At 69.5% G+C, this 3873-nt stretch carries 6 protein-coding genes; 3 read left to right on the top strand and 3 right to left on the bottom strand.

Annotation, left to right across the window (positions count from 1 at the left end):
* Positions 1 to 358 precede the first annotated feature (358 nt).
* The 3 genes from AW272_RS40135 to AW272_RS43005 form a co-directional block, all read right to left on the bottom strand.
* Positions 359 to 874 carry a pentapeptide repeat-containing protein gene (locus tag AW272_RS40135; protein ID WP_066376579.1) on the bottom strand — a complete coding sequence of 172 codons (516 nt, stop codon included), beginning with the start codon at positions 872 to 874 and terminating at the stop codon, positions 359 to 361.
* Between the two features lie 6 nt (positions 875 to 880).
* Positions 881 to 1519, bottom strand: coding sequence for a hypothetical protein (locus AW272_RS44675; RefSeq protein ID WP_218011244.1), 639 nt, complete (start codon positions 1517 to 1519; stop codon positions 881 to 883).
* A 421-nt stretch (positions 1520 to 1940) separates the two neighbouring features.
* Positions 1941 to 2195: a hypothetical protein gene (locus AW272_RS43005; protein ID WP_157519390.1), complete on the bottom strand. Its 255-nt coding sequence runs from the start codon at positions 2193 to 2195 to the stop codon at positions 1941 to 1943.
* An 80-nt stretch (positions 2196 to 2275) separates the two neighbouring features.
* Between AW272_RS43005 and AW272_RS45875 the strand changes: the two genes are divergently transcribed.
* The 3 genes from AW272_RS45875 to AW272_RS40120 all read left to right on the top strand — a co-directional run.
* On the top strand, positions 2276 to 2410 hold the full coding sequence (locus AW272_RS45875) for a hypothetical protein (RefSeq protein ID WP_275527355.1): 135 nt from the start codon (positions 2276 to 2278) through the stop codon (positions 2408 to 2410).
* Between the two features lie 40 nt (positions 2411 to 2450).
* A complete protein-coding gene (locus AW272_RS40125) occupies positions 2451 to 2867 on the top strand; it encodes a hypothetical protein (protein WP_066376582.1) in 417 nt (138 codons plus the stop codon).
* Positions 2864 to 3873 (top strand): NB-ARC domain-containing protein (locus AW272_RS40120; RefSeq protein WP_245657981.1); only part of this gene is annotated, 1010 nt, incomplete at its 3' end. The genes AW272_RS40125 and AW272_RS40120, both read left to right, overlap by 4 nt.

Here is a 3873-nt window from a genome sequence, read left to right as displayed (position 1 = left end):
TCCGATGAGGTCTCCGGCCCACTCACCCTGCATGTCAACCACTCTGGCCTCCGTCCAGAAAGAACGAGGCCAGAACACAAGATCTTCAGCGGCCTTCTAGATGTCGGCTGGGGCCAGGGGCTGAGTTGCTCGGGACAATGCGGATATGGCGGGCGACGGCAGGGCGCGGCGGCGGTTCCTGATCATGGTGGCGGGCAGGCGGCGCTGGCCGCCGCGGTGCTAGTGCTGCTGGCGGTCTGGCGGGCCGCCGACCTGGGAACCGCCGCCGATATGGGCGCGGTAAGGGCATGTCTCCCATTCCAGCCAACCGCCCGGCCGCGCGAGGACGCTGTCACCGAACCGTCCTCCTAACGCGAGCTCAAACCGAATTATGCAGGCCCGACTCATGCCGTAATGACCGAATCGCGAGCCAGTGCTCACGAGCCGTCCTGAGACCCGGCCGCCAGCCCGCCGGCCTCACCAGACGCGCCTTCTCCCCGGTGACCTCCAGCCGCCATCCCTTCGGCCAGCGTGGTGGCTGGCCGAAGGTCGCCCCGCTGAACTCGGCGTTCCCGGTGAAGGTTGCCCCATCGAACCAGGCGGTCCCGTTGAAGGTCGCCTCGTTGAACACGGTGTCCCCGGTGAAGGTCGCCTCGACGAACTGGGCGCCGGTGAAGGTCGCCCCCATGAACCCGGCGTTCCCGGTGAAGGTCGCCCCGCCGAATCCGGCTTCCCGGTGGAAGGTCGCCTCACCGAACTGGGCGTTCTCGGTGAAGGTCGCCCCGCCGAACACGGCGGTCCCGGTGAAGGTCGCCCCGCCGAACCGGGCCTGTGTGGCGTGGCAGTTGCTGAAGTTGAAGTTCATGAGGGTGGCGCCGGTCAGGTCGATGGTCATGTCTTCTCAGAGACGGGAGCTGGCGGGTTTGCGGGTTTCGCGTCGGCCGGGTGTTCGGGTGTCGCGGAGGTGGTCGGTCAGGATGGTCTGGGCGGTGAGGCGGACCTGGCGTTCGCCCTCGGGGTCGCTTCCGGCGGCCGTGGGGGTGTCGGTGGCGGTGCTGGGTGTGCGGGTGCGGCGGCGGGCCCGGCGCAGGGCTTGCTTGCGTTCCTGTTCGGGGTCGGCCGGTGCGGATGGCGTAAAGGGCATGCGCAGATAGGCGCAGATGACGTTGACGATGGTCTGCCGGTGGCCGGGGTTGTCCTGGGCCACGCGTTCCAGCGCGTACAGGCCGGCCAGGCGGACGGCGGCCTTTTCGTGGCCGAGTTGTTCGGCGGCTTTGGTGTACAGGTCGGTGACGCGGCGTTCGGTGGCGTCGTGGGTAGTGTGCGCGGTGCTGATCTCCTGGTGACGCTGGCGGCGGAAGGCCAGCGCCAGGGTGATGCCCGCGCCGGCGGCCAGGGCGGTGCGCAGCATCTCCCCACGGGCACTGCCCGCCGCAGGTTGCCCTGCCGGAGTGGGAACTGGCGGTGTCTGGGCGGCCAGGTCAGTTAACAGCCACCACAACGTGCCGCTCACCGCGCCGCCGACCAGGATCACAGCCAAGGAGATCCACCAGGCTGCTGCCCAGGGGGTCCGTAGCGCAGGCGGCGGCACGAACGCGGACACTACTGGAGTACGAGAAGCGCGACGACGGAATGGGCGCGGTAACGGCATGTCCTCCATTCCAGCCGTCCGCCCGGTGGTGTGAGGCCGTCGTCACCGAACCGTCCTCAGACCGCGAGCTCATAGCAGAGCGCCCGGCGCGAACCTGGGAGGCTGGTTGCGGTAGAGGCGTCGGTCATCGCGTGGAGTGGGCGGCGCCGACCCGTGGCGGCCGCAGCGGAGGCCTTCGGGATCCACCGACGGGGGGTTAGTACAGGCCGGACCTCACGAGGATGTCACTGTCCAGCCCCGAAGCAGCGGGCTACGCTATCAACTGCCTCAGCGTCGGTATCAACTGGCTATCAAGTGCAGTTGCGCGCTATCAGGTAGACCACTTCCAGACAGCAGCTGTCTGGCGCAGCGCTATTTGATAGCGGCGCCCCTCGCTGACTTGGGCACTATCAAATAGACGGATATCGAAGTAGCGCGGTCGACCGGAGCGGCCTTCCGGGCGCAGCTTGGGGCCCGCCGCCACAAGTTTCCCGCGCAGCGACCGCCATGGATCGACGTTCGATCCGACAGCCCGCACCTGGGCGGCGCAGACCCGCCGCGCGTGTTCGACGGTGTCGTTATTCATACACGCACCCAGCGATCCAGGTTGGTCACGGTTCGTTCCCCCAGCGGTTGTGCTGAGGTGGGATGGCGCAGGATTTGGTCATGGCGAGGTGGGGCGGTCCGTGGCGGTACGCGCTGACCTGGTGGGTCGGCGTGGCGTGCGTGACCGGGTTGCTCGCACTGATCGGCTGGGCGCTGAGCGGTAAGGACGGCTTGCACGTCCGGCACAGCACGTAGGGTGATGTTCTCGGGGTTTGTCCGCAAAAGGGAGTGCTGGATGGATCCGATCGTGCTGGCGGCGGTGACGGCGTTGGTGGGGGCGATGGCCACCGACGCCTGGCAGCAGAGTCGTACCGCAGTGGTGGCCTGGTGGCGCAAAGTCCGCCCTGAGCAGGCCGATGCCGTGCAAGCCGAGTTGGAAACCACTCAGACCCAGGTGCTGGCCGCCCGCGAGCGGGCAGACTCCGATACCGAACAGGCCCTGGCCGGGGTGTGGCGGCTGCGGCTGCAGCACCTGCTCAATGAGGACCCCGACATCGGCCCTCAGCTGCAGCACCTGCTGGATGAGCACCTGACCCCCGCCCTGCCCGCGGCGGAGCAGGCCCGGGTTCAGCAGATCGTCATCAACGCCCACGCACACGACCAGGCGCGGCAGTTCATCGCTGGCCGGGACCAGCACATCACCGGACCATGAGCAGCCCTGGCACCGAGCCCGAAGCCGCCCAAGTGCACATCGAGGCCCGCGCCGACGGCCAGGCCCAGCAGTTCATCGCTGGCCGCGACCTCTACACCGGCCCGCTGCCGGCTCCCGTGACGGTGACGCGCACCCTGCCACGGGACGTGGTGGCCTTCACCGGCCGCGACACCGAACTGCGGCAACTCATCGCCGCCGCCGCGAAAGCATCCGGGGTGGTGGCCATCCACACCGTCGACGGCATGCCCGGCGTGGGCAAGACCGCACTGGTCACCCGCGCCGCGCACCTGCTCACCGACGCCTTCCCCGACGGGCAGCTGTTCGTCGAGCTCAACACCCACACCGTGGGAGCGCGCCCCGCCGACCCCGCCGACGTGCTCGCCGACCTACTGGCCTGCACCGGCATGTCTCCCCACGAGATCCCCGACAGCGTGCGGGCACGGGCCGAACGGTGGCGCGACCGCCTAGCTGGCAAGAAGGTACTGCTGGTCCTGGACGACGCCGCCGACCACGCCCAGATCGAGCCGCTCCTGCCCGGGGCCGCCGGGTGCCTGGTCCTGATCACCAGCCGCCGCCGCCTGATCGCCCTGGACGGCGCCGAACCCCTCGCCCTGGACACCCTGCCGCCCGATCAGGCCGCCGAGCTGTTCACCCGCCTGGCCCACCGTGGAGCACCGAGCGGCACCGACGCCGACGCGGTGACGGAACTGGCCAGGCTGTGCGGCTACCTGCCGCTGGCCATCGCCCTGCTCGCCAGCCGCCTGGCCCACCACCCCACCTGGGACCTGGCCCGCTTCACCACCGACTTCGCCGCCGCCCAGGACCGGCTCACCGAACTGGCCGCCGGGAACCAGGCGGTGGCCGCCGCGTTCGAGATGTCCTATCGGCACCTGCACCCGTTGCGGCAGCGCTTGTTCCGCTACCTGGGCCTGCATCCGGGTACCGACATCGACGCCTACGCCGCCGCCGCCCTCGCCGGTATTCCCCTGGCCCAGGCCCGCCACGA

This window comes from Herbidospora mongoliensis (assembly GCF_001570545.1).
In the GTDB taxonomy this organism is placed as follows: Bacteria; Actinomycetota; Actinomycetes; order Streptosporangiales; family Streptosporangiaceae; genus Herbidospora; species Herbidospora mongoliensis.
Note: the sequence above shows the minus strand (reverse complement) of the source record. Positions and strands in the feature narration are given on the sequence as shown.

Coding starts and splice junctions, on each gene's coding strand:
- AW272_RS40135 (WP_066376579.1), bottom strand. CDS start 874: ATGACCATCGACCTGACCGGCGCCACCCTCATGAACTTCAACTTCAGC.
- AW272_RS43005 (WP_157519390.1), bottom strand. CDS start 2,195: ATGAATAACGACACCGTCGAACACGCGCGGCGGGTCTGCGCCGCCCAG.
- AW272_RS45875 (WP_275527355.1), top strand. CDS start 2,276: ATGGCGAGGTGGGGCGGTCCGTGGCGGTACGCGCTGACCTGGTGGGTC.
- AW272_RS40125 (WP_066376582.1), top strand. CDS start 2,451: ATGGATCCGATCGTGCTGGCGGCGGTGACGGCGTTGGTGGGGGCGATG.